This window comes from Nonomuraea sp. GTA35 (genome assembly GCF_041950525.1).
Lineage (GTDB): Bacteria > Actinomycetota > Actinomycetes > Streptosporangiales > Streptosporangiaceae > Nonomuraea.
This window is the reverse complement of the sequence record NZ_JBGNUV010000015.1, coordinates 171,970-194,523: the sequence shown is the minus strand read 5'-3', so window position 1 is coordinate 194,523 and position 22,554 is coordinate 171,970. Positions and strand designations below refer to the sequence as shown.

Sequence of the window (22,554 nt, the reverse complement as noted above, 5' to 3'; positions counted from 1 at the left end):
GTACGTGAATAGGACCATAGCCATTCAGGTACGATGTACGCAAATGCATGGGAGGGATGCGCATGGCCGACGAGGAACCGACCAGCATCTGGATGCTGCCGGAGCGGCAGGAGCGCTCAGGACCGGGACGGCGCCCCGGCTACAGCCGCGAGCAGATCACCCGGGCGGCCGTCCTGATCGCCGACGCCGAGGGGGTGGAGGCCGCGACCATGCGGCGGATCGCCGGCGAGCTGGGCACCGGCGCCATGTCGCTCTACCGCTACGTACCGCGGCGCGACGACCTGCTCGACCTCATGATCGACCTGGCGATGAGCGACGTCGAACTCCCCGACACCCCCTCCGGTGACTGGCGCGCCGACCTGGCGCTGCTGGCCCGGCAGACCCGCGCCGCCGGCCTGCGCCATCCCTGGCTGATCACGCTGCTGACCAGCCGGCCCACGCTCGGCCCGCAACTGCTGCGCGTGCACGAGTTCGCGCTCGGCGCTCTCGACGGGACCGGGCTCGGCATCGACGACAGCACCGGCCTGGTCGGCATGCTCGACGACTACACGCACGGCGCGATCCGCCGCGAGCTCGGCTGGCTGGAGGAGGCCCGCCGCACGGGGCTGGACCCCGAGCGCTGGAAACGCGACTACATGGGCCCGTACGTGCGCCGGGTCGTCGAATCCGGCGAATTCCCGCTGTTCAACCGGTCGGTGCTCGACTCCCGCACCGCCCACCTCACCCCCGAGGAACGCTTCCGGCACGGGCTCGACCGCGTCCTCGACGCCATCGCCGCGCTCATCCCGTCGCTGCGTACCCGCTCGGCGGAGAGGCCGGCCCGCCCGCTCAGGCGGAGCTGACCGGCACGAAGCCGGAACCCGCCCGGTAGTTGGGCGACTGGTGCCGGAAGTAGGTGTTGTAGACCTGGCAGTAGCGCCCGCCCCTGGCCAGCAGCGTGGCGTGGTCGCCCTCCTCCACGATCCGCCCGTGATCGAGCACGATGATGCGATCGACGTGCTCGATCGTGGACAGCCGGTGCGCGATGACGATCGACGTCCGCCCGGCCAGCACCACGTCCAGCCCCTCCTGGATCTGCGCCTCGGTCAGCGGATCGACGCTGGCCGTGGCCTCGTCGAGCACCACGATCGCCGGGTCCTGGACGAGCAGCCGGGCCAGCGCGACGAGCTGCCGCTGCCCCATCGACAGCGCCCGCCCGTGCTCGCCGACATCCGTCTCCAGCCCGTTCGGCAGCGCCTCGATCCAGTCGCCGCCGCCCACCGCCGACGCCGCTGCCAGCACCTCCTCGTCGGTCGCCTCGGGCCGCGGGTAGCGGATGTTCTCCGCGACCGTGCCGCTGAACAGGAACGGCGCCTGCGGCACCGCCCCGATCTGCCTGCGGTAGCTGCCCAGCTCCAGGGTGCGGATGTCGCGGCCGTCGATCAGCAGGCGGCCGTCCTGGAACTCGTAGAAGCGGGTGATCAGCTTGCTCAATGTGGACTTGCCCGCGCCGGTGTGACCCACCAGCGCCACGGTCTCCCCCGCCTCGATGGTCAGGTCGAAGTCGCGCAGCACGGGATGCGCCGGGTCGTAGCCGAACGTCACGCCCTCGAACTCGATGCGCCCCGCCAGCCGCCCGGCGGGCTGCGAGTCCGTCTGCACCACCCGGGGCGGCGCGTCGATCAGCGCGAAGACCCGCTCGGACGCCGACAGCCCCTGCTGGAACTGCGACCAGAACGCGGCGATGGACGTCAGCGGGAACCAGAAGAGCGACACCCCCTGCAGGAACAGGTACCAGTCGCCGGCGGACAGCCCGCCCCCGACGACCGACGCGCCGCCGAGCCGGACGAGCGCCACCGTGGCGAGCCCGGCCACGAGGAAGAGCACCGGGAAGATGGCGGAGAAGACGAACCCCTGCCGCAGCGTCACCTGGTAACTCTGCCGGTTGATGGGCCGGAACTCGTCGTAGACCTGCTGCTCCTGCCGGAAGTTCTTGGCCACGGCGATGCCGCCCATGGTCTCCTGCAGGTTGGCGTTCACCCGGCTCAACGACCGCTGCGCGCGCCGCGTGCTGACCCTGGCCAGCCGCCGGAACAGCAGCGCCAGCCCCACCACGACCGGCACCACCAGCAGCGTCAGCAGGGCGAGCTCCACGCTGCGCACGAACAGCAGCACCGTGACGAAGCCCACCATCAGCACCTGGCTGATCAGGTCCATCGTGAGCGTGGAGACGGTGGCGAAGTCGTCGGTGTCGGACGTCACCCGGCTGACGATCTTGCCGGACGGCGTCTCGTCGTAGAAGGACAGGTCACGCTTGAGCACCGCGTCGAACGCGTCCTCGCGCAGGCGCAGCACCACGTCACCGGTGACCTTCGCGCTGTTCTTCTGCCGGACGAAGTTGAAGCCCCACGACACCACGCCGGTGGCCAGGATGCCCGCGGCCAGCAGCCAGCCCACCTGGCCGATCGTGCCGTCGGCGATGGCGTCGACGGCCAGGCTGCCCAGCGTGGGGATGGCCGCCTGGCTCGCGGACCCCAGCACGATCATGGAGGCCACGAGGGCCATGGCGCCCAGCTTGGGCCGGAAGTACGACATGATCCGGCGCAGCAGGTCGCGGTCGTTGTAGGTGCGGTCGTAGTCCTCGGCCTCGAGGCCGTCCATGAGGAAGCCCATCAGCGCACCCCTCCCTGGTCGCCGGCCAGGACCGGCCCCTCGTCGCGGAGGTCGGCCTCGTCGTAGTGGGCGAAGACCCGCCGGTAGAGGCGGCTGCGCCCGATCAGCTCGTCGTGGGTGCCGAAGTCGACCACCTGGCCGCGCCGCAGCAGCAGCACCTTGTCCGCCCAGCGGATCTGCGAGAGCCGGTGGGTGATCAGCAGCGTGGTGCGCCCGTCGAGGATGCGCCCGATGGCCTGCTGGATCTTGTCCTCGGTCGCGGAGTCGATGGCGCTGGTGGAGTCGTCCAGCACCAGGATCGCCGGGTCGGTCAGCAGCGCCCGCGCGATGGCCAGCCGCTGCCGCTGCCCGCCGGACAGCGTGACGCCCCGCTCGCCGATCACCGTGTCGTAGCCGTCGTCCAGCTCGTCGATGAACTCCGCGGCCTGCGCGTCGCGCGCCGCCTCGACGATCGCCTCGCGGTCGGCCCGCTGCCCCTTGCTGAAGGCGATGTTCTCGGCCACCGAGCGGGAGAAGAGCACGATGTCCTGCTCGATCGTGGAGATCTGCGAGCGCAGCGAGTCGAGGTCCCACTCGCGCACGTCCACGCCGTCGACGAGGATGCGCCCGGAGGTGACGTCGTAGATGCGCGGCACCAGCTTGGTCAGCGTGCTCTTGCCCGACCCGGTCTCGCCGACGACGGCCACGGTCTCGCCGGGCTTCACCGTGAACGTCACCCCGCGCAGCGCCGGCTCGCCGTCGGCCTCGTAGCCGAACGTGACGTCCTCGAAGACGATCTCCCCGGTGATCGGCGCGGCATGCCCGTCGGCCCGCTGCTCGATCTCGCTGTCGGAGGTGATGAGACCCAGGATCCGGCGCGAGGAGACGATGCCGATCTGGATCAGCGAGAACGTGAAGATCGACATCTGCGTCGGGAACCCGAGCATGCCCATGAGCCCCATGAACGCGACCAGCTCGCCGATCGTGATCGCCCCGATGCCCTGCAGGTAGATGCCGTGCCACAACGCAGCCGCCATGGCGAAGGCGAACAGCAGCGTCGGCAGGTAGCGCGCCTGGACGAGCCCGTTGCGTACGAAGGAGTCGCGATACCGCCGCGCGTTGGCCCGGAACCGCAACCGCTCCTGCGCCTCCTGCGCGGTCACCTTGATCACCTCGATGCCCCGCACGGCCTGGTTGAGCCCCGCGTTGAGCTCGCCGAACTCCTCCCGCATGCGGGTCGCGACCGGGTTGAGCTGCCGCATGTAGTGCCACAGCGCCACCACGAACACCACCGCGAACACGCCCGGCGCCAGCAGCAGCCGCGGATCGATGGCGGCGATGAAGAACAGCGGCACCAGCCCGGTCAGCCCCGAGTCCACGATGAGGTCGGCCCCCGGCGTGATCATGATCGAGAGCTGCCGGATGTCGTTGGCCGCCCGGGCCATCAGGTCGCCGACCCGCTGCCGGTTGTGGAAGGTCTGGCTCTTGCCGAGCAGGCTCACGTACAGCTCGTCGCGCGCGTCGCGCTCCAGCCGCTTGGCCAGCACCTCGCTCGACAGCCGCGCCCACAGGTCGAACAGCCCGCGCGCCACCACGATCGCCAGCAGCGCCCACGCGATCAGCCCGAGCGCGTCCATCGGCTCGCCCCGCACGCCGAGCACGGCGTCGAACGCGTCGCCGGTGAGCTGCGGCACCATGGCGTTGAGCACCACCATGGCCAGCGACCCGCCGAGGAAGCCGAGCAGCTGCAGCGGATGGCGGCGCAGGTGTGACCAGAGCCAGCGCACCGGGCCGGCGCGGTTGTGGCGCGGCCCGGCGACGGAGAACTCCGAGCCACTGGTGATCGACATGCTCAGGCCCCTCGGCTAGGTGGACCTGCTTTGTATCACCGGGCACCGACAGTTCTCGAACCCTTTTACGCGGTGGCGTAGCGTAGCCTCATGGAACGCATGAGTGACGACGAGTGGCGGGCGTTCGCCTCGGCGGGCACCCGCACGGGCAAGCTCGGGGTGACGCTGTCCGACGGCGCGCCGCACATCACGCCGATCTGGTTTCTGCTGGACGACGACGAGGTGGTGTTCAACACCTCCGAGACCGGCCTCAAGGCCAGGGCGCTGCGCCGCGACCCCAGGGCCGTCCTGTGCGTGGACGACCAGGCGCCGCCCTACTCGTACGTGCTGATCAAGGGCCGCGCCACCATCTCGCTCGACCTGGAGGAGATGCTGGTGTGGGCGGTCGAGATCGGCCGGCGCTACATGGGCGACGGGCGCGCCCAGGAGTTCGGCACCCGCAACGCCGTCCCGGGCGAGTGCCTGGTCCGGCTGCGCATCGACAAGGTGATCGCCCAGCGCGCCGTCGCGGGCTGACGCTCCTGATGTGGATCAGCCGAAGGATGTAGTGCGGTTTCCTCAGCCGGCAGGAGGTCCCGCGGGCCGGCCCTGACTACGGTCTTCCGAAGAGTCAGTGTGCCCGTCCCGATCAGAAGGATCGTCCATGTCCTCTGCCCTCAAGACGCTTCTCACCGGTCTGATCACCCTCGTGATCGGGCTGGCGCTGTGGCTGGTCGGCTCGGACGAGACGGTCCTCATCCTCACGCCGTCCAAGCTCGGGGTGGTCCTGATCGTGGTGGGCGCTCTGGAATCCCTGTACGGGGTCTACAAGACCGTACGCGGCTGATCTGTCGTCCCGGACCGGCGCGGCCCGTCCGCGTTCGGGCAGAGTTACGACGCCCGCCGCCGGGCCGGGCATCGCCAGGTGGCGCGTGGCCGGCCTCCTGATCCGGCCGCTGGTCAGCGCCATCGACTGGACGCCGCTCGTCATCGTCACGGGCCTGCTCTCCCTGACCCGGGCCGGAGAGCCGCTGAAGAGGGATCAGCCCAGGACGAGGGGCAGCCTCCCGGCCGGCTCGCCGAGCTCCGCCCGCTCCGCGGCGGTCGCCGCCCGCCGTCCCGTGCCGACCAGCAGCGCGTCCGCGTCGGAGAACGACGCCGGGAACGCGGCCCCGGCGAGCTCCTCCAGCATCGCGCGGGAACGAGCCAGCCCCTCGGCGGGCGGCCCGGCGACATGCGGCAGGTGGGCGATCAGGTCGAGGTGGTGCAGCGTCCACTCCATGACGTACGCGGACAGGTAGTCGCCCGCCGTGAGGACCTGGTCCTTGGTCCCGACCCGAGCGGCCGGATCGGCGAGCACGGCGGCGCGCCCGGCCGCCGAGCCCACGTCGTCGAGGTGGAACTTGAGCAGCCTCGGCTCCTGGTAGGCCGCGGCGAGGCGGACGGTCAGCGCGTCGAGCGGGTCGTCGCCGGTCGGAGGCTCGACGAGGTCCCAGTACGTCACCGCGTTCCTGGTCGGCTCCCTGTCCTCGGGAGTGGCGAGGGTGATCAGAACGTCCTGCGCGTCGATGACCAGGTGGCATGCGAGGTCCCGTACGAGCCAGCCGGCACAGCCGGACGGCCGCTCGAAGTCCTCGTCGGGAAGCTCGGCGACCGCCGTGCGCAACGCCGCCCAAGACCGTGAGAAGAGATCCACCGCCGCACGCTAACAGCGCACACCACCGGAAAGCGACCGGAACTCCTGTTCCCCTTGGTGGCTGTCACGAATCGTCCCCGATGGAGCGGGCCGAGCGGATCTCGGCCATCGGGGAGGTGGTCCAGCGAGCGGCTCATGACCCGGCCGTCACCGGAAGCGGTCACGTCTGCGTCATGCCGACATGCGGCCATACCGGTGAGCAGGCCGTCAAGCGGCGTCGAGGGCTGCGGTGATCTTGCGGAGCATCTCGGCCACGGGAGGGCGGGGCTCGCCCTGGTGGGTCCGGGCGGCCGCTTCGACGGCGACGACGACGGTGCGGCGGAAGTTGACGGCCTCCGCGGGGTCCTGCTTGTTGAGCAGGCTCATGGCCGCGGTCAGGGCCGGCAGCACGACGTCGGCGAGTTCGGCCACGGACTTGCCGCGCAGGTTCACGCCCTTGGGCCATTCGGCGAGCACGTGACCGGTCAGGCCGGTCGCGGAGGCCAGGGCGATGGAGCCGTGGGTGGCTGCCCGGTGCGGCTTGCCGGCGGCGTCGGCGGCGGCCATCAGCGAGACCGAGCCCCAGGCTGCGGTGCGCATCGTGATCTTGTCCTGGGCGGTGAGGGTGAGGGACATGGTGGGGGTGCTCCGTTCTGTCTGTGAGGTGCTCGTTCGCTGCGTGACATCCACGATCGCCGACCGGTCTGATACCGGGCCGTCGCCGTTCTGACGCGGCCGCTGACACGGCCTCTACGCGGCGACGAGGGTCTTGGACTCGCTGGTGGCGGGCGTGCCTGCCGTGCCGCGGCGTCCGCGCAGCAGGAGCAGGGCCAGTACGGCGGCCGCGAGCACCCCGGCGGCGGCGGCCAGGAAGGCGGACGACATGGCCGCGCCGTAGGCCTCGCGAGCCACCGCGGACAGGGACGGGTCGGCCACGGCGGCGGCCACCGAGCGGCGGGCCTCCTCGGGCGCGCCGGCCGGCATGGCGGAGGCGTAACTGCTGGTGGCCAGGCTGCCCAGGATGGCCACGCCGAGCGCGGCACCGGCCTGCTGGATGGTGTTGTTGAGCGCCGAACCGGCCCCGGCCCGCTCGGCGGGGATGGCGCCCATCAGGGCGATGACCGCCGACGGCATCGCCAGGCCGCTGCCCGCGCCCAGCACGGCCTGCGCGACGGCCAGGACCGCGAAGCTGTCGGCGGACGGGAGGCCGAGCAGCCCGAACCCGCCCGCCATCACGACCATGCCGAGCACCGCGGTGGTGCGGTTGCCCAGCCGGGTGCCCAGCGCGGCGCCGACGCCGTTGAAGACCATGGAGGCGGCGAACATCGGGATGAACGCCAGACCGGCCTGGGTGGAGGTGTAGCCGAGGACGAACTGCATGTACTGGGTCAGCACCAGCAGCAGGCCGCCGTTGCCGACCTGGACCAGCGTGAGCGACAGGCTGCCGCCCGCGAAGTCACGATCGCCGAACAGCCTGAGCGGCACCATCGGGTGCTCGGTGCGCAGCTCCCAGAGGACGAAGGAGCCGAGGGCGACGACGGCGATCACCAGCGGGATCCAGGCGATGCCGTGCGCCAGCTCGTTGATCGTCCACACCAGCGCGGACATCCCCACCACGGACAGGACGGCGCCGAGCGGGTCCGGCCTGGTCACGGGGCCCCTGGACTCGGGCATGAGGGTCACGGCGGCCGTGACGGCCAGGGCGGCGACCGGGACGTTGATCCAGAAGACCGCCTCCCAGCCGAGGGACGCGACCAGGGCTCCCCCGAGGACGGGGCCGCCGACCAGGCCGAGCACGCCGAAGGCGGCCCCGGCGGCCATGGCCTTGCGCCGCTCGGCCTCGTCGGTGAACACGTTGATCATGATGGACAGGTTGGCGGGCATGATCAGCGACCCGCCGACGCCCATCGCCACGCGGGCGGCGATCAGCTCGCCGGGGGTGGTGGCGAACGTGGCCACCAGGGAGGAGGCGCCGAACAGCGTCAGGCCGATGACCATGACCTTTCGCCTGCCGTACCGGTCGGACAGGGATCCGGCGGTGAGCAGCAGGCCGGCGAAGACCAGCATGTAGGACTCCAGGATCCACTGGATGTCCTGCGCGGTCGCGCCCAGGTCGGCGGACAACGCCGGGACGGCGACGGTGAGTGCCATGTTGTCGATGACCAGCACCAGCGTGCTCAGGCAGAGCGCGATGAGGATCAGCCAGCGGCGAGGATGCGGTTGCATGTCTTTGCTTCCGTTCAGGTGCGGAGAGTGGTCGGGTGGTGGGTGGATCCGGCGCCGCTGGGCACGGTCCGAGGCGAGGGCCGCCCGAGGGGATCTCACCCTCGGGCGGGGCCCGGTATCAGTCCTCGATGGCCTGGTAGACGGTGGTCCAGAAGTCGTTCATCAGGTGGGCGGGGCTGGGGACGGTGTAGCCGACCTGGGTGAGCAGGATGCCGGTGACCTGGGTGGCCGGGTCGGCGTAGGCGGAGGTGCCGCTGCCGCCGTCCCAGCCGAACTGGCCGATCGGGGCGTAGTCGCCGCGGTAGGTGCGTACCGCCATGCCGATGCCCCAGCCGCCCTGCTGGCCCTGGCCGAAGGAGATGTGCACGGCGTTACGGGCCAGGGCGGTGCGGGCGGCGTTCTGCTCGGGGGTGAGCCGGTTGGTGGTCATCAGCTCCACCGCCGGCCGGGACAGGATCCGCCGGCCGTTGTGGATGCCGCCGTTGAGCAGCATCCGGAAGTAGGCGTGGTAGTCATCGGCGGTGGAGACCAGACCGCCCCCGCCGCCCTGGAACGCCGGTGGCTTGCTCCACCGGCCGCCCTCGGGCTCGTCCCACGCCTGGAACTCGCCCGTGGCCGGGTCGGGGGCGTACAGGGTGGGCAGCCGGTCGAGCTGGCCGGCGGGCACGTGGAAGCCGGTGTCGGCCATGCCGAGGGGCTCGAAGATACGCTCGCGCAGGAACTCCTCGAAGCTCTGGCCGCTGACCCGGGAGACCAGGACGCCGACCAGGTCGCTGCTGATCTGGTACTGCCACTGCTCGCCGGGCTGGTGCATCAGCGGCAGCTCGCCCAGGCGGCGCATCCACTCGTCCTGCTCGGGCACCTCGGTCGGCAGGTTCGGCGTCAGTCCCCGCTCGAAGACGGCGTTCAGGATCGGGGTGCCCAGCGCCGTCATGTCCATGCCGAGGCCGAAGGTGGAGGTCAGCACGTCGCGGACGGTGATCGGGCGGCGGGCCGGCACGGTGTCGTCCAGCTCGCCGTCGATGCGCCTGAGCACCTGCCGGCCGGCCAGCTCGGGCAGCCACGGATCGACCACGTCGTCCAGCCGCAACCGGCACTCATCCAGCAGCACCATCGCCGCCGCGATCGAGACCGGCTTGGAGGTGGAGGCCATCCGGAAGATCGTGTCCCGCCGCATCGGCGCGCCGCCGTCGTGCCGCATCGTGCCCAGCGCCTCGACATGCGTCTGACCACCACGGCTGACCAGCGCCACCAGCCCCGGGATCCTGCCGGAATCGACATGCCGCGCCAGCACCTCACGCAGCCTGCGCAGACCCGACGTGGTGAAACCATCGTTACTCATCATGAATCTCCTTATGAATGCTGGGTCTTGGTTCCCGGCCCTTGTGCGTCGCTCATGGGCTTTCATGAGCGGCGCACGAGGGCCGGGGAGATCGGGTGGCCCGGTTCGCCGGGCCGTTGATGACGTTCACGATCGCCGACCGCTCTGATACCGGCCTGTCGCGGCTCTGACGCGGTCGCTGACACGCCGCGGCATGCGGTCGGTGTGGTGTGGAGGTGCTCGTCCGCGCCGGCGGGGCGAGCCTGCACTTTCTTGGCTCTGCCTACTCGGCCTGGCCGTGGCCGAACACTGCCTGGATGAGCTGCTGGTTGGCCTGCTGGAAGGCGGCGCCCATGGACAGGGTGGCGTCGTCGATGTAGTTGAGTGTGGCGGTCAGGGTCGTGCTGCCGTCGGGGGTGGCGTACATGAGGGCGGCGTGGCCGGCCATGCCGCCGTTGTGGGTGATCAGGGTGCCGCCGCCGGGGGCGGGCTGGATGAACACGCCCAGCCCGTAGCCGGCCTTGGCTTCGGGGGTGCACATCTCGGCCAGCAGGTCGGCGGGCAGCAGCTTGCCGGCCAGCAGGGCGGTGATGAAGGTGTGCAGGTCGCGGCTGGTGGAGATCATGTCGCCGCCGCTGGAGATCCAGGACGGGTTGTGCTCGGTGACGTCCAGGACGATCTCTTGGCCGTCGGTCTCGTAGCGGTAGTAGGCGTGCGGGTGCGGGGCGGGGATGTCGGTCTCGGTGGTGGGCTGGAGGGTGCCGGTCAGGCCGAGCGGGCCGATGATGAGTCGCTGCATCTCCTCGGCGACCGGGCGGCCGGTGACGCGCTCGATGAGCAGCCGGGCCAGCACGTAGTTGGTGTTGGCGTAGCTCCAGTCGGTGCCGGGCTCGAACCGCGCCGGCTTCGACAGCGCCAGCCGCACCAGGTCTTCGGGCCGGTAGGTGTGGAGGCGGTGGTCCACCCATTCCCGGCCCGCCGTGGTGGCCGGGATGCCGGGTGCGAAGGTGCCGTCCTCGTAGTACTCGCCGGTGAAGTTGAACAGGCCGCTGGTGTGCTGCAGCAGCATCCGCACCGTGATCCGCGGGTCCAGCCCGAACTCCGGCAGGTAGTCGGCCACCGGCGTGTCCAGGGCGATCCTGCCCTCGGCCACCAGTTGCAGCACCGCGGTGGCGGTGAAGGTCTTGGTGTTGCTGCCGATCCGCACGTGCCCGTCGATCGGCACCGCTTCGGTGCCGCCGAGCTCGGCCGTTCCGGCGGTGGCGGTCCATTCGCCGTGTTCGTCGTTGACGCGCAGGGTCACGCCGACGAAACCGGAGTCGATCATTTCCTGAAGAATCCGCTGCAGCTCCGGGCGATCCTGCCCGGACGCGTCCGGAGCGGCGTCGAGAGCTTCGGTGATCTTGCGGGCCATCTCGGCCAGGATCGGGCTGGACTGGCCCTGGTGGGTGCGGGTGGCGGCGTCGACGGCGACGAGGACGGTGCGCCGGAAGTTGCCGGCCTCTTCCGGAGCCTGCTGCCGGAGCAGGCTCATGGACGCCGTCAGGGCCGGGAGCACCTGGTCGGCGAGCTCGGCCACGGTCCTGCCGTACCTCACACCCTTGGGCGCCTTGGCAAGAATGTGCCCGACCAGGCCGGTCGCGGAGGTCAGGGCGATGGAGCCCTCGGTGGCGACCTTGTGGGCCGAGCCGGCGGCACCGGCGGCCGACATCAGCGAGACCGCGTCCCAGGCGGCGATGCGGAGGGTGAGCTGGTCCTGGTCGGTGAGGTTGAAAGACATGGCTGTGCGCTCCATTGGGGTGCTCGGGGTTTCTGTCCTGTCCGGGACGGGTTCGTCCGGCGAACGACAGCAACGTTACGGCTGTTGCCACAGATTTGGCAAGTCGTTGCCAAGGAAAGTTGCCACAGCCATTCGAGGCCTCTCGTCTGCTATGGCAATAAGTTGTCCAGAGGTAGGCAAGTGAGTTAAGCTCGGGCCTGACGTACCCCTCCGACGTCGGATGACGTCACCGCTACCCGGGAGTTCGGACATGCTGGAACAACCAGTCTTCGGCCGCCGGCTCAGGCAATTGAGGACCGAGCGCGGGCTGACCCTCGCCGCACTCGCCGGCGAGGGCATGTCCACGGGATACCTGTCCCGCCTGGAGTCGGGCGCGCGCCAGCCCACCGAGCGGGCCGTCGCGCACCTGGCAACGCAGCTGGGCATCAGCCCGGCCGAGCTCACGCAGTCCACGGCGGCGTCCCTCGCGCAGAGCCTGACGCTGGCCACGGGCCTGGACCAGGACGAAGCCGGCCAGACGCTCAGCGAGGCCCTGAAAGCTTCGGAAGGCGAGGATCCGCTGCTGCGCTGGCAGGCGCTCTGGCAGGTCGCCGAGTGGCGCCGGCAGCGGCAGGAGTACCCCGAACAGCGGGCGTGCCTCGACGAGCTGACCGAGCTCAGCACGCAGATCGGGCTGCCCGAGCTGCGGGCCAGGGTGCTGGCCGAGCTGTCCCGCTGCATGCGCAACACCGGCGAGATCGCCGGGGCCGTCGACGCCGCGACGCACGCCTACGAGCTGGCGAAGAGCGAGGCGCTGCCCGCCCGCGTACAGACGGCGACGCTGCTCGCCCTGGTGTCGGCGCTGACCGAGGCCGGGCGGCTCCCCGACGCCGCGCGTCACACCGACGAGCTGCTCACCGTGACGGACAAGGGCTCGGGACCGCAGTGGGCGCAGGCCCTGTGGACCGTGGCCAGCATCCGGGTCCGTCAGGGCGATCTCGATGCCGCCGCGGAGCTGATGGATCAGGCTCTGTCCGGCTTCGACGGCCGGGACGACCTGACCATGTGGATGCGCCTGCGCATCAGCGCGGCCCGGCTCGACCTCAGGACCGACCCCCCGAAAACGGAGAGTGCCCAGCGGCGCGTCGAAGAGGTGCAAGGGGCCATGCCGTTCGCGGGCACGCCGACCGTCGAGCAGCAACTACTGGCGGTGCGTGCCCGCATCGCCGTCACCACCGGCCGCCTCGACGAGGCGCGCGCGGTGCTGGACCAGCTGGTGGGCTTCGACGACCTGCTGCCGTACCAGGAGCGGATCAGGCTCGACGTGCTGCGCAACCGCGTGCTGCTCCTGGAGGGCGAGCAGGCCACTGCGCTCGACGGGCTGCGCAAGCTCGCCGAGCAGGCCCAGCAGAGCGGCAACATGGACCTGGCCGCGGAGATCTGGCGGCTCGTCGCCGAGTCGCTGGCGAAGTAGCGCGCGCCCGCGAGAGACCGTGCACGCGCTGTTGATGGGGCAGGTCCCTCCGCACGCGGGCGGAAGGACCTGGGGCGTGAAGACGTCATGCGCCCACGCACACGAGCGGAGAGCTCACAACTTCTCGCGCAACCGCAGATACTCGCGCCCCGCCTGCGTGATCCTCACATAACGCGTGAGGTCGAACTCCTCGTAGGCATGCCCATGATCTTCGCGCATCGCGTTGAGCCCCCGCTTCGAGTCAACCGGCTCCACGAAGCCCATGGCGTCCAGCCGCTCCAGCTCAAGTTGCAGCTTCCCGTCCTGCCGGAAGCGCGCGGGCACAGACCCCTCACCGGCGAGCCTCCGCAGATGGTCCCACTCGTACTTGGTCACCAGCCCGCTCAGCGCCACCTGCAGCGCCCGCAACTCCGACTCCAGCGCCCGCTGCTTGGCCTCGGTCCTGTCCAGCCGCGCGCTCACCCCGTCGGCGCCGATCGAGAAGTCGGTGATGGAGTACGGCGAGGCCGCGAACCACACCCCGACCAGCAAGGCCGCCGCCAGGGCCACCTCGTGCACCTCGAGGCGATGGGTTACGAGGCCGAGGGGGATGCTCACGATGTAGGCGAGGTAGACGATCGTCAGCAGAATCGCGAGGATCGTACCGATGCGCCGCGTGTCCATACCCGGAGTGTGAATCCCCGGGCCGTTCGAGGAAAGCCGACATGGGCCTGGCTGGCCCGATCGGCTCGTACAGGATGCCGGCGGCGTGCGGCTCGCTCTCGGGCTCAGAGCCTCCCACGGATGTAAGTCCGGACGAAGGCGACAGCGAATCCAGCGGAGACCGTGGCCATGGCGGTCATGACCCGGGGTTCGGCCACGAGCGCCGCGCAGATCGCCAGGACGAGAGCCACTGCGGCACCCGTCAGATAGGTCTTCCACACAATGGCGGCGCGGGCGGCCTCGGGGGACGGCCGGGAGGGATGACCGCCACCCTGCCCATCCTGCAACACGAGCCGTCCGGTTACGCGCCCGATCGGGTGGGTGCTGAGGGTAGGTGGCGCGCTTGAGGGTCGTACGGGTGACCGGCGTTCTCGTCGAAGACGCCCACATGCTGCTGCTCTACCAGGACACCAACAGTGGGAGTCGTGGTCGGTGTCCGACGGCAAGGCCGAAGAGGGCGAGGCGCTCGGGAACGCGCTGGTCCGTGAGATGTGAGGGAGACCAGGCTGCAGGTTCGGGTGAGCCGCGTGCTGTGCCTCTGTGATCACCTGCCCGTGAACGTCGTCCACCTGGCCTTCGAGGTGACCGCGTCGGCGAGGTCGTCGAGGATATCGCCGCAGATGCGCCGGCACCCGTCTGATCCGCGGCGTCGAATTCGTCAAGCTCGCCGACCTGTCGACGTTGAGCTTTTCTGAGCGCTTCACCCGGCTGGCCCCGGCCGACTTTCCCTAGGCCGGTTCTCACATGGGCCCAAGGCTGCCATCGGGCTTTGACCCTGGCGGTGCGCTCGGACTGAGCACGGCCTGCACACGGCGGTCGCGAGCGCCCAGGGGCCAAGTGCGCTCGGCCAGGCCGTCGATCCACTCGCCAGCGCCGTAGCCACCTGTGCGGACGGGCGCACTGGTGGGCAGGCTGCCTTGCACACCAGGCGGATGCCGACTCCGCAGGAGCTGTCGGCCACGTGGCGGTGCCGGGCCGCGCGCTGACTAGTGCCAGAAGGTGACTCTCATCGCCCGACGTCCACCACGAAACCACCCCAAGGAAGATCACCTTTCCGGTCAAGCAAGAAGACAATTCTGCTCCACCGTGAAGACCCGCCGAACTGGGATCCTCATGGGTCCTGAAAGCCGCCGCGGATTTGTGCCAATGCCCGGGCGTCCGTGACATTGCCCACGTCAATCAGGTGGCCGACTACTGCGAAGACGAACTTCTCGGGCCTACTCCCAACCGCCCGGAGGAGGGTATTCGTAGCCTCTGTAAGGCCCTGGCCGCGGCATGCTTGGATCGCGGCGGCGGACTCTACCGCAGGCGCCTTGCCGCCGGCATAGTCCAGCATTCCGACGGCGTGCTCGTAACGGCCGCTGTCCAGATGCAGCTTCAGCTCGTCGACTGGCCAAAGTACGTTCGCCGCCGAGCCGTTGCGCCGGTCCCCCCTTGCCGCCGGGACCGGCGCAACGGACGGAGCGCCGGTCCCGGCCACCGGAGCCGCCGGTGTCCCGCCGTTCACGTGTGCAACGGTATCTGCGGCCGGCCCTGTGGCGGGGCGCTGGTCTTCGTCCGAGACTCGCTGCAGGAGGCGTTGCAGCTCCTCCTTAGGCACGGTCCCGGCAAGTTTCTTGCGCTCTGCGAGTTGGCGGAGGTCGTGGATAGTTTGCGGGTCGGGATTCTGTACCTTGCCCGACGCAAGCCGTTCGAGGGCAGAGCGGGAGCGGTGAATCTGACGCTCGATGCTGCGCAAGGACAGCCCCGTGTCGTCCAATAGGGTGCGCACCGCCTGGGCGAGTTCGCGCCGGGCCAGTGGAAGGGATGCTGGAAGGGGATTCCTTCGCGCGCGTGGTGGCACAGACAACTCCTTGGATTGGAGTCCCTCTGGGATAAGAGCTCCATCTTGGCGGACGCCTGTGACAAATGAGAGGTTTTGTCGCGCCAGAGAGACACTGCGAGACATAGCGGCGAAGCGGGACATAGCAGAGACAGAAAAAGCTTCCCGTGACGCAGATGCATGCGCTTCGCTGGAGGAACTGGCGAACCGGCCCCGCCGAGGGCCGCGGAGCCGTCGCCTCGTAGACGAGAGGAACCGAGAAACATGGTGGCAATGCCGTCCTGGACGGACGAGGGACTCGGCACCATGAAGCGCGTGGCGCTGTGGCTGGTGCAGGAGGTCGGAGTCGGGAGTGTGTTTACAAAGGAGCAGCTTCGGACCGCGTTCGACGGGGTCAGTCAGGTCGACCGCCGAATGAGGGAGTTGCGAGACAACGGGTGGCGGATCGACACCAACCGGGAGGATCCAGCTCTCGACCCCAGAGAACACCGGTTCGTGCGGCAGGGTCTACCGGTGTGGGAGCCCGGTGTGGCGAGCCGCAGAGCGACGGAGTCTGTGCCAGCCGTACAGCGCCGTGCCGTGCTGATGGAGGACAACTATCTGTGCCGGACCTGCGGCATCGGTAACGGTGAAGCGTACGCCGACGGCTACGGAGCCACCTCGCAGTTGGACATCGCGCGGCGCCAAGTCACGATGCCCGGCGGTGACACCAAAGTTCAGCTGGTCACCGAGTGCAACCGGTGCCGCGTCGGCGGGCGGGACACCGGGTGCGATCTAGGCGCCTTCGCGACGGCGCTGGCCCAGTTGTCGGCGTACGAACGCAAGATGCTGTCCGCCTGGATGGAGCAGGACGCCCGCGGTTTCAACGAGGTCGAGAAGCTCTGGGGCGTCTACCGCACTCTGCCGGCGTCGGCGCGCGCAGAGGTCCGCAACATGCTCCTGTAGCCCGTTCTCCAGGACCAGTGTGTCGGTGCCACGTCTGGCAGCTTTCTGATCGCTTTCACCAATTTGAAGGAGCACTCACGTGTCGATCGACTTCGGCCAGCCTCGCGAGGCTGCCGGCAACCGCGAGCTCGTGGCCCAGCGGCTGAAGGAGCTGCGCACCGGGAGCGGGGTACCGGAGACGCTGACAGTCGAATGGCGGGGTAAGCCCACCCATGTTGAAGTCATCGACATGCCGGTGGAGGTTCTGCGCTACAACCCAGGGACGCACCGCATTCGCGCCCAGCGAGCCTACGACCCGGCCCGCGATCGAGCATTGGACGAGGATCCCTGGAGCCCGGAAAGCCAGGACTACCTCCACTCCCTGTTGAAGGCACTGCCGGCCGACCCCTCCGTGACCGACAAGGCCTTCGATGACCTGATGGAGAGCCTGCGCGAGTACCAGCAAAACGAACCGGGGCTGATCACCCGCGACGGCATCCTCGTAAACGGCAACACCCGCCGCGCCGCCCTCAAGGAACTCGGGCGGCCCAGCATGCGGGTTGGCGTCCTGCCTGAGAGCTGCACATGGAGCGACATCCACGCCGTTGAGCTCTCCCTCCAGCTACGTCCGGACACCCGAAGGGACTACTCCTACATCAACCACCTGCTTGCCCTGGAGGAGCAGGTGGCGCTCGGCAAGCCTCTGCCGGAGATCGCACGGAACTTCCACACCACAACGCCGGCCTGTGATCGCGACCTGTGGATCCTGGCCCAGTTGCGAGATCTCCTCAGCCGTAGTGATACAGGCACTGCCTCGCTGCGGCTTATGGATTTTGAGAACGCGAAGGAGAGGTTCGCTGAGCTCTATCGTGCTTACAACACCGAATCCGCACGTAATCGAGAGCGTGCCGACTTGATGAAGGAGGGTCGGCTCGCGGCTATCGTGCTGGAGTTCGCCAAGACTGACGTCCGGTTCATCCAGCCTGACTTTCACGAGCGTTTCCTCGATCAGCGGCTGCCCGCAGAGCTCAGGCCCGTACCCGCGCAGGAGACCACAACTGTAGCCATTCCTGGCCTCGGCCGTACTGTCCAAGCTGCTGGCGCGAGGGTTACCGCAGCCAAGGCGTTCACCGACTCCCTCCTGCGAGCCAAGGCTGTGAGGGCACCAGGCTCCGCCGCGACCGCTGAGGAGCAGAGGACAGCAGCCGAGGTTTTCGACCGCACGCGCGAGGTCTTCAACGAGGCACTGGAGTTCGCCGGCAAGGACTTCCGGCTCCGCAAGAAGCGCCTCGCAGCCCCCGATCGAATCGCCGACGCATGCAAAGACCTGGAGCAGTGTGTTACAGACCTAGTCCTCGCCCGCGGCAACGGGAGCCTGGACGAAGGCGCGTTCGACGACGCCCTGCTGCAGCTGCGGACCATCATGGAGCGCGTTGCCATCGAGGCCGGCAAAAGCGTGCCGCTGCCAGGCGAGGGCCTGACGTGGCTCAACGGCGCTGTGGGAAGGCAACAGTGACGATGACACAGGCGGAGCCCTCGCTGCGGATCGCGTTCGACGTCTCACGAACCCGCGTGGTCCTGCGTACTGTGCCCGGGCACGAGCAGGATTTCGCGGATCTCGCCGCACGCATCGCCCCGGGCGGCCAACGCGGACCGCTGGTGGGGGAGTTCGACCTTGATGACTTCCTCGACCGCCTCATCGAACTCGGTTCCTGGCGCCACGACGGCGTCCAGTGGGAGGAAGCGCTTCTTCAGCTCGTCAATGGTGTCCTCGACGATGCCGAACGGGCCGAGCAATCTCTCCTGAGCGGCGGCGATGCCAGCCAATGCGCGACAGCGCCAGACGACGTGCTGGGGCTGCTCGGCGAAGACTGGATCGGAGACCTCACCCCATTCCAGCTCCGTGACGCCGCACAGTTGCTCTCGCTCGGTCACGGTGCCAATTTCAGCGTCCCCGGCGCTGGCAAGACCCGCGTCACACTAGCCGTCTATGCGGCGATGCGCGAACAGGGCCTGGCCAAGCGCCTCCTCGTCGTCGGGCCCAAATCTGCCTACGAGGCCTGGTTGACAGAAAGTCAGCTCTGTTTCCGCACACCGCCGCGCACCGCGGTCATGAGCCGTACGCCCGACTATGGCGCCGAGGTGTTGCTGGTCAACTATGAGCGCCTGTCCCGCGCTGTGCCCAGTCTCGTTTCCTGGCTGGGCGCGGCGCCGTCAATGCTGGTGCTCGACGAAGCCCACCGCATGAAACTCGGCGCCAGCGGAACCTATGGCGCAGCCTGCCTCGCACTCGGGCCCACGGCCACCCGGCGGCTCATCCTCACCGGCACTCCGGCTCCAAACGGGGCTCGAGACCTTGAGAACCTACTGTCGTTCGTCTGGCCCGGCCGCGGCAAGCGCGTCGTCTCTGACGCCGTACGTGGCGGCGACCTCGCTTACGCCAGCACCGTGCTCCGTCCGCTATTCACCCGCACCACCAAGCGAGAACTGGGCCTGCCACCATTCGAGCCGAGAGTCCGGTATGTCAGTCTGCCGCCAATCCATCGAGAGGTGTACGAGGCGCTAAAAGGCAATTACTCTGTGCGGGCGGAGGCCTGCCGCGACGACATCGAAGCCCTCGGCCGGGCATCGATGCGCCTGATCATGGCCGCAACTAGCCCGGCGCTGCTAATCGAGGGCAGCAGTCCGTACGAGCCACTCGCCTATGGGCCATCGCCTATGGAGGCTGCTCCCGGAGATTCCCTCTATGCGCTTCTGCGCAACCTACCCAGCTACGAACTCTCTCCCAAGTACCAGGAGGCCGTCCAAATTGTCGCTGCCAACGCAGCAGCCGGCCGCAAGACGATCGTGTGGACGACATTCGTGCGCAACATCACTACCCTGTCCGAACTCCTCTCCCCTCACTGTCCGGCTGTCGTCCACGGCGGCACGGCAGACCGCGACGAGGAGATCCGGCGGTTTCGCGAAGATCCCGAATGCATGGTGCTGATCTCCAATCCAGCCACCCTCGGCGAGGGCATTAGCCTGCACCAGGTCTGCCACGATGCCATCTACGTCGATCGCGACTTCATGGCTGGCCGGTTCCTGCAGAGCCTTGACCGCATCCACCGCCTGGGCTTGCCCCCCGGCGTGGAGACCCGGGTCACCATTCTCATCGCGGAAGGCACCATCGACGAAGTGGTCCAATTGCGTCTCCAGGCAAAGCTGGAGTTCATGGGCAGCATTCTGGACGACCCAGAGGTGCGCCAACTGGCAGACCCCGCCGAAGAGCCCGTCGGCAGCTACGGCTTGGACCTGGCGGACATCCGCGAACTTCTGCGCCACCTAGGATAGGACGCTCTACGACGACGGAACACGGCCATTTGCTCACCAAGTGCGCACAATGCAACGAGACGGCGCAGCACCTGCGTGGAGTCCCGCTTTCTCCTGAACGGGTCCATGATCGAATCGTACAGTTGCCGAGAATGACAAGCTGAAGCTACGGAGCTGGATGACGGCCATAAGGCTCGCCCGCTGGTAAGTGCAGAAAGGGAACGACAGTTGACCGAACATGACTCTGCCCTCGACGCGGTCTTCTCACACTTGATGAAGCTGGATGCGCTGGGGCCACGGATAGGCAAGGCGGTCCGTCGCACGTTCGACATGTTGCTCGACGGTCAGCACACAGGACGGTATCGCTGGGAGCAACTTCACAAGACTGAGAAGACACACTGCGGAACGCTGATCGAAATCAATCTGCAGCGCGAGTTCGGTTTCGCGGACGGAGACGTTCTTGACTACTCTATCGCGGGTCACGAGGTCGATTGCAAGTATTCTCAAAAGCTCACAGACTGGATGATCCCTCCAGAGGCGGTCAGCCGCCTTATCCTAGGGCTGTGGGCAAGCGACAAGAAGGGGCACTGGAGCGCCGGACTAGTACGAGCACGCGAGGAACATCTGAACCCGGGAAGAAATAGGGATGTCAAACGAACCCTCAATCGCACTGGACGCGCGGCTATCCGATGGCTGTTCAAGGACGAACCCCTCAAGGAGAACATCCTCCTCAGCCTTCCTGACGATGACACAGATGCCATCTTCCGATCCACAAGCGGTCAGAAGAGAATCAACGAACTGTTCCGGCGCGTCCAGGGACAACCTATTAGCCGCACCGTAGTAGCAACCGTGGCCATGCAGGAAGACTATATGAAACGCATCCGCGGCAATGGTGGAGCCCGTACGGCACTACGACCCGAGGGAATCGTCATTTTTGGCCAATACCGGAACCATGTTGAAGCCGCCGAAGCTCTCGGATATCCTCCCCATGGCCCCGGCGATTCAATGAGCATACGGTTGGCCCGAAAGCGCCCGCATCATGCTGGATTGCCGTCGATCACGCTGGATGGCGAGCAGTGGGTAGCAGCTCTACCCGACGATCCGCCAGAGATGGCTCCACCACTTCCAGATATCGGCCCGCTCGGCAAGTCATAAAACTCATTTCGTGTGCCAAACGGTCGGACATCCTGCCGCGCACCTTAGCCCTAAGGGGCTAATCGGCATCATCACCTGTAGGCAACATGACATGAGAGCTCGGCTGCGGCCGTGACAAAAAAGCAAAGACGGTACACGCGTCGCCAGATTGGTACCGCCCACGCCGCAGCCAGTCCTACTCAGATCATAATTTAATACACGGGGCACCGCGATGGCATGAGACGATTCGAAACGTCGAACTACTGGATCAACTGATTTTCGATCTATGCTTACTGAACAGATCGTGCCGCTGGTGATCCGCCTGCCCAATAAATGCCTTGAACTCACCGAGCTTGTAGGCGACATCACCGTTGGATCTCGGCACCTCTCGAAGCTCGAAGTCATGGCTAAGGTGATTCAGATGCCGTTCGACCTCCGGCTGCTCCATCGGCTCCTTCGTGTCAGCTAGTTTCTCGACCAACTGCTCGACCGTCAGCGGTCGGTTACTAGCGAGCAGGAGCCTGTAGACGGGGTCGTGCACCGCGTCGGTATTCTCCACCAAAACCCGACGGGTGCCTTCTTTACGCAGGGCCTTCCTGATCGCCAGGCCGAGTTCCATGGCGACCGGCGGAGGAAACGCATTGCCGATTTGCCGGTACCTCGAGGTCTTGCCACCAAGGAACTCCCACTCCGCGAACTCTGCGCCGTACCAGCCTTGGATGCGGGCAACCATTTCGACGGTCAGCATCGGATGCTTGACGCCCGCCACCCGCGGATTGTTGGGCCCAGGCGGGCCATCCGCCACGCCCTTGGCGTCAACCCCCATTGCTTCCCACGCAGCCTTAGCCCGGGTAGGCCCAAGGTCAGCGCCACCGTGCTTCTTCGAGCCTCCTACAATGGTCGGGGCTATCTTGCTCGCCCCGCGAACCCACTCATCGAGCCTGTCTTCGGACCAATCTCCAAGGGCCATCAAATCTCTAAGTAGCTCTCCGACCGAGGGCGGCTTCTTTGAGTGCTCTTTCGGCCACTCAAAGTATTCTGCGTACTCGTGTTGAAGCGCGACCAGCACGAACCGGGGGCGAAGCTGCGAAACTCCAAAGTCCTCCGCTTGCAGCAACTTCCACTCAGCCACGTAGCCGTACTCGCTCAGCCGGTCCAGCACTCGTTGCCGATAGGCCGTGAATCGGCTCCCAGCCAGGCCCTTGACGTTCTCGAGCAACAGGGCCTTCGGCCTGATGCGGCCGCACAGCTCCACTGCCCATGCGAACAAGTCTCGCTCATCGGTGGCGCCCAACTGCTTGCCGGCGATACTGAAGGGAGGGCACGGAACACCTCCAGCAAGCAGGTCTACGCCTACGTGCTCTTCTGGCTTCCAGACCTCGGGGTCAGCAACATCACCGACTCTGACGGTCTGGGCAGCCTCTATCTCGTCGTATCCGAGGACCTTGACGAGGTTGTGACGCAGCGTCTCGGCGGCTTGCTTGTCGAGTTCGACGGCAAGCGCATGCCGGAATCCCGCCCGTTCCAGCCCCAGCGACTGCCCTCCAGCGCCGGCACAGATCTCGACAACCTCGAACACATCATCAGCCGTAGTCCCCGACGCGCTCGAAGTGGCAGCCTCAGTAACCGGCTCGTGCTCTGAGCTGACTTCTTCCAGTTCGAAGAGCGGCTCGCCACGTCCCGGGAGGTTCTCGGCGACTTGAGGCTGCTTTTCGGTCACAAGGACCCCTTTCGTAGCCCGGAGG

At 67.8% G+C, this 22,554-nt stretch carries 18 protein-coding genes; 8 read left to right on the top strand and 10 right to left on the bottom strand.

Annotated elements, in window-relative coordinates:
• Positions 1-62 precede the first annotated feature (62 nt).
• Positions 63-842, top strand: coding sequence for a TetR/AcrR family transcriptional regulator C-terminal domain-containing protein (locus tag ACBJ32_RS46870; RefSeq protein ID WP_375132368.1), 780 nt, complete (start codon positions 63-65; stop codon positions 840-842).
• On the opposite strand, the gene ACBJ32_RS46865 is transcribed toward ACBJ32_RS46870, so the two are convergent.
• Together ACBJ32_RS46865 and ACBJ32_RS46860 are read right to left on the bottom strand one after the other, a co-directional pair.
• Positions 829-2,652 carry an ABC transporter ATP-binding protein gene (locus tag ACBJ32_RS46865; RefSeq protein WP_375132367.1) on the bottom strand — a complete coding sequence of 608 codons (1,824 nt, stop codon included), beginning with the start codon at positions 2,650-2,652 and terminating at the stop codon, positions 829-831. The two genes, ACBJ32_RS46870 and ACBJ32_RS46865, sit on opposite strands and share 14 nt — an antisense overlap.
• On the bottom strand, positions 2,652-4,481 hold the full coding sequence (locus tag ACBJ32_RS46860) for an ABC transporter ATP-binding protein (RefSeq protein WP_375132366.1): 1,830 nt from the start codon (positions 4,479-4,481) through the stop codon (positions 2,652-2,654). Before ACBJ32_RS46860 ends, ACBJ32_RS46865 begins: the two co-directional genes overlap by 1 nt.
• Before the next feature lie 90 nt (positions 4,482-4,571).
• Between ACBJ32_RS46860 and ACBJ32_RS46855 the strand changes: the two genes are divergently transcribed.
• Positions 4,572-4,997 (top strand): PPOX class F420-dependent oxidoreductase, encoded by a 426-nt coding sequence (locus ACBJ32_RS46855; RefSeq protein ID WP_357891922.1) that lies wholly within the window; start codon positions 4,572-4,574, stop codon positions 4,995-4,997.
• A gap of 127 nt (positions 4,998-5,124) precedes the next feature.
• Positions 5,125-5,307 carry a DUF5708 family protein gene (locus tag ACBJ32_RS46850; protein ID WP_375132365.1) on the top strand — a complete coding sequence of 61 codons (183 nt, stop codon included), beginning with the start codon at positions 5,125-5,127 and terminating at the stop codon, positions 5,305-5,307.
• 195 nt (positions 5,308-5,502) lie between these two features.
• On the opposite strand, the gene ACBJ32_RS46845 is transcribed toward ACBJ32_RS46850, so the two are convergent.
• The 5 genes from ACBJ32_RS46845 to ACBJ32_RS46825 form a co-directional block, all read right to left on the bottom strand.
• Positions 5,503-6,156 carry a maleylpyruvate isomerase N-terminal domain-containing protein gene (locus ACBJ32_RS46845; RefSeq protein ID WP_375132364.1) on the bottom strand — a complete coding sequence of 218 codons (654 nt, stop codon included), beginning with the start codon at positions 6,154-6,156 and terminating at the stop codon, positions 5,503-5,505.
• A 207-nt stretch (positions 6,157-6,363) separates the two neighbouring features.
• Positions 6,364-6,771 (bottom strand): hypothetical protein, encoded by a 408-nt coding sequence (locus ACBJ32_RS46840; RefSeq protein ID WP_375132363.1) that lies wholly within the window; start codon positions 6,769-6,771, stop codon positions 6,364-6,366.
• 114 nt (positions 6,772-6,885) lie between these two features.
• A complete protein-coding gene (locus ACBJ32_RS46835) occupies positions 6,886-8,361 on the bottom strand; it encodes an MFS transporter (protein ID WP_375132362.1) in 1,476 nt (491 codons plus the stop codon).
• A gap of 118 nt (positions 8,362-8,479) precedes the next feature.
• Positions 8,480-9,706, bottom strand: coding sequence for a serine hydrolase domain-containing protein (locus ACBJ32_RS46830; protein WP_375132361.1), 1,227 nt, complete (start codon positions 9,704-9,706; stop codon positions 8,480-8,482).
• A gap of 259 nt (positions 9,707-9,965) precedes the next feature.
• Positions 9,966-11,462, bottom strand: a complete 1,497-nt coding sequence (locus ACBJ32_RS46825) for a serine hydrolase domain-containing protein (protein ID WP_375132360.1) — start codon at positions 11,460-11,462, stop codon at positions 9,966-9,968.
• 250 nt (positions 11,463-11,712) lie between these two features.
• On the opposite strand from ACBJ32_RS46825, the gene ACBJ32_RS46820 reads away from it, so the two are divergent.
• A complete protein-coding gene (locus tag ACBJ32_RS46820; RefSeq protein ID WP_375132359.1) occupies positions 11,713-12,915 on the top strand; it encodes a helix-turn-helix domain-containing protein in 1,203 nt (400 codons plus the stop codon).
• Between the two features lie 114 nt (positions 12,916-13,029).
• Here ACBJ32_RS46820 and ACBJ32_RS46815 read toward each other — a convergent pair whose 3' ends face one another.
• Positions 13,030-13,578 carry a hypothetical protein gene (locus ACBJ32_RS46815; RefSeq protein WP_375132358.1) on the bottom strand — a complete coding sequence of 183 codons (549 nt, stop codon included), beginning with the start codon at positions 13,576-13,578 and terminating at the stop codon, positions 13,030-13,032.
• Between the two features lie 1,150 nt (positions 13,579-14,728).
• Positions 14,729-15,355 carry a hypothetical protein gene (locus ACBJ32_RS46810; RefSeq protein ID WP_375132357.1) on the bottom strand — a complete coding sequence of 209 codons (627 nt, stop codon included), beginning with the start codon at positions 15,353-15,355 and terminating at the stop codon, positions 14,729-14,731.
• A 399-nt stretch (positions 15,356-15,754) separates the two neighbouring features.
• Here ACBJ32_RS46810 and ACBJ32_RS46805 point away from each other — a divergent pair, with 399 nt between their 5' ends.
• From ACBJ32_RS46805 to ACBJ32_RS46790, 4 genes are all read left to right on the top strand, one after another.
• A complete protein-coding gene (locus ACBJ32_RS46805) occupies positions 15,755-16,384 on the top strand; it encodes a hypothetical protein (RefSeq protein ID WP_375132356.1) in 630 nt (209 codons plus the stop codon).
• Between the two features lie 79 nt (positions 16,385-16,463).
• Positions 16,464-17,879, top strand: coding sequence for a transcriptional regulator (locus ACBJ32_RS46800; protein ID WP_375132355.1), 1,416 nt, complete (start codon positions 16,464-16,466; stop codon positions 17,877-17,879).
• Between the two features lie 2 nt (positions 17,880-17,881).
• On the top strand, positions 17,882-19,696 hold the full coding sequence (locus tag ACBJ32_RS46795; protein ID WP_375132493.1) for a DEAD/DEAH box helicase: 1,815 nt from the start codon (positions 17,882-17,884) through the stop codon (positions 19,694-19,696).
• A 207-nt stretch (positions 19,697-19,903) separates the two neighbouring features.
• Positions 19,904-20,830, top strand: a complete 927-nt coding sequence (locus ACBJ32_RS46790; protein WP_375132354.1) for a NaeI family type II restriction endonuclease — start codon at positions 19,904-19,906, stop codon at positions 20,828-20,830.
• A 247-nt stretch (positions 20,831-21,077) separates the two neighbouring features.
• Here ACBJ32_RS46790 and ACBJ32_RS46785 read toward each other — a convergent pair whose 3' ends face one another.
• On the bottom strand, positions 21,078-22,529 hold the full coding sequence (locus ACBJ32_RS46785) for a DNA cytosine methyltransferase (protein ID WP_375132353.1): 1,452 nt from the start codon (positions 22,527-22,529) through the stop codon (positions 21,078-21,080).
• Positions 22,530-22,554: the final 25 nt, after the last annotated feature.

What these genes read in the sequence shown, in the direction of transcription:
- ACBJ32_RS46870 (WP_375132368.1), top strand. Translation starts at nt 63, where the DNA reads ATGGCCGACGAGGAACCGACCAGCATCTGGATGCTGCCGGAGCGGCAG.
- ACBJ32_RS46865 (WP_375132367.1), bottom strand. Translation starts at nt 2,652, where the DNA reads ATGGGCTTCCTCATGGACGGCCTCGAGGCCGAGGACTACGACCGCACC.
- ACBJ32_RS46860 (WP_375132366.1), bottom strand. Translation starts at nt 4,481, where the DNA reads ATGTCGATCACCAGTGGCTCGGAGTTCTCCGTCGCCGGGCCGCGCCAC.
- ACBJ32_RS46855 (WP_357891922.1), top strand. Translation starts at nt 4,572, where the DNA reads ATGGAACGCATGAGTGACGACGAGTGGCGGGCGTTCGCCTCGGCGGGC.
- ACBJ32_RS46850 (WP_375132365.1), top strand. Translation starts at nt 5,125, where the DNA reads ATGTCCTCTGCCCTCAAGACGCTTCTCACCGGTCTGATCACCCTCGTG.
- ACBJ32_RS46840 (WP_375132363.1), bottom strand. Translation starts at nt 6,771, where the DNA reads ATGTCCCTCACCCTCACCGCCCAGGACAAGATCACGATGCGCACCGCA.
- ACBJ32_RS46835 (WP_375132362.1), bottom strand. Translation starts at nt 8,361, where the DNA reads ATGCAACCGCATCCTCGCCGCTGGCTGATCCTCATCGCGCTCTGCCTG.
- ACBJ32_RS46830 (WP_375132361.1), bottom strand. Translation starts at nt 9,706, where the DNA reads ATGATGAGTAACGATGGTTTCACCACGTCGGGTCTGCGCAGGCTGCGT.
- ACBJ32_RS46825 (WP_375132360.1), bottom strand. Translation starts at nt 11,462, where the DNA reads ATGTCTTTCAACCTCACCGACCAGGACCAGCTCACCCTCCGCATCGCC.
- ACBJ32_RS46820 (WP_375132359.1), top strand. Translation starts at nt 11,713, where the DNA reads ATGCTGGAACAACCAGTCTTCGGCCGCCGGCTCAGGCAATTGAGGACC.
- ACBJ32_RS46815 (WP_375132358.1), bottom strand. Translation starts at nt 13,578, where the DNA reads ATGGACACGCGGCGCATCGGTACGATCCTCGCGATTCTGCTGACGATC.
- ACBJ32_RS46795 (WP_375132493.1), top strand. Translation starts at nt 17,882, where the DNA reads ATGACACAGGCGGAGCCCTCGCTGCGGATCGCGTTCGACGTCTCACGA.